The sequence below is a fragment of the Microthrixaceae bacterium genome (assembly GCA_023957975.1).
GTDB lineage: Bacteria > Actinomycetota > Acidimicrobiia > Acidimicrobiales > Microtrichaceae > JAMLGM01.
Window position 1 is genome coordinate 1 of sequence record JAMLGM010000027.1, and the last position, 1,635, is coordinate 1,635.

General features: G+C 66.0%; 1 protein-coding gene. It reads left to right on the forward strand.

Annotated elements, in window-relative coordinates; all coding sequences use genetic code 11:
- Positions 1–31 precede the first annotated feature (31 nt).
- On the forward strand, positions 32–1,635 hold a 1,604-nt coding region (locus tag M9952_16560; GenBank protein MCO5314537.1), incomplete at its 3' end, for a recombinase family protein.

A 1,635-nucleotide genomic window follows, 5' to 3' on the forward strand; every position in this document is an offset into this window, starting at 1 on the left:
TCGGCAGGACCAGTGACTGTGGAGAAGAGCCATGACGATCATCGACGCGGACCGAACCGCGATAGACAGCCTCGTAGCGCCCACCCCGTTCCCCGGATCATTCGCCGTCTCCTACCTACGGGTCTCCACGAAGGAGCAGGCGGAGAAGGGCGGCCAGGCGGAGGGCTTCTCGATCCCGGCCCAGCGCGAGGCGAACCAGCGCAAGGCCGACCAGCTCGGAGCAACGATCATCGAGGAGTTCGTCGACGCGGGCGAGTCCGCGCGCAAGGCCGACCGGCCCGAACTGATGCGGATGATCCAGTACGTCGCGAAGCACAAGACGAACTACTGCATCGTCCACAAGGTCGACCGGCTCGCCCGCAACCGAGCCGACGACGTGACCATCCACCTCGCCCTCAAGGACGCCGGCGTCACGCTGGTGTCGGCCACGGAGAACATCGACGAGACCCCGTCCGGGATGCTGCTGCACGGCATCATGTCCTCGATCGCGGAGTTCTACTCCCGCAACCTCGCCACCGAGGTCGTCAAGGGTCTGTCGCAGAAGGCCGCGCAGGGCGGCACCGTGACGAAGGCACCCATCGGCTACCGCAACGTCGGCGTGCGCGACGAGTTCGGGCGGGAAGTACGCACCGTCGAGATCGACGAGGAGCGAGCCCCGTTGGTGCGGTGGGCGTTCCAGGTGTTCGCATCCGGCGACTGGACGACGAGCCAGCTTCACCAGGAGCTCGTAGCGCGCGGGCTCACGACAGCGGCGTCGCCGCGGCGACCGTCCCGACCCATCGGGAAGTCGTCGGTGCATCGGATGCTGACGAACCCGTACTACAAGGGCAGCGTCCGCTACCAGGGCGTGACCTATGCCGGAGCGCACGAGGCCATCGTCCCCAACGAGGTGTGGGACCAGGTGCAGACCGTGCTCGGCACGCACCGCTCGGCAGCAGATGCAACGCAAGTCCACGAGCACTACTTGAAGGGGACGGTGTTCTGCGGCCAGTGCGGCTCGCGGCTACTGGTGTGCAACGCCAAGAGCAGCCAGGGCACGATCTACCCGTACTTCGTCTGCGCCAGCCGGCATGGTGGCAGAGGCGACTGCACCCGGCAGGCGATGCTCATCGAGCAGGTCGAACGACTCATCGAGCGCTTCTACACCAAGGTGCAGCTCGATCCCGAGACGACGCAGGCGGTCTCGGCGATGATCCATGCCCGGTTCGACGAGATGATGGCCGAAGGAGCCGCCGAACTTGCCGACCTCGCGTCCCGGAGAACCCAACTCGAAGGCGAGCAGCACAAGCTGCTCCAAGCTCACTACGCCGGAGCCATCCCGCTCGACCTCCTCAAGAAGGAGCAGGACCGGATCACCGCGTCGCTGGAGACCATCGAGCACCGGATCACCGCGCACCACGGCCACTACGTCAGTGCGCGAGAGAACCTCGACGACTCCCTGAAACTGCTGTCCAACGCCGCCGACATCTACGAGCACGCCGACGACGCGAACCGTCGGCTCATCAATCAGGCGCTGTTCAAGACGATCTACATCGACGAGGACAACGACGTGCGCGTCGGCTACCGCAACCCGTACGACGGGCTGAGCCTGTCCGGCCTCCATGCCGACGCCCTGAGCTGGGCCGCCGAGGCAAA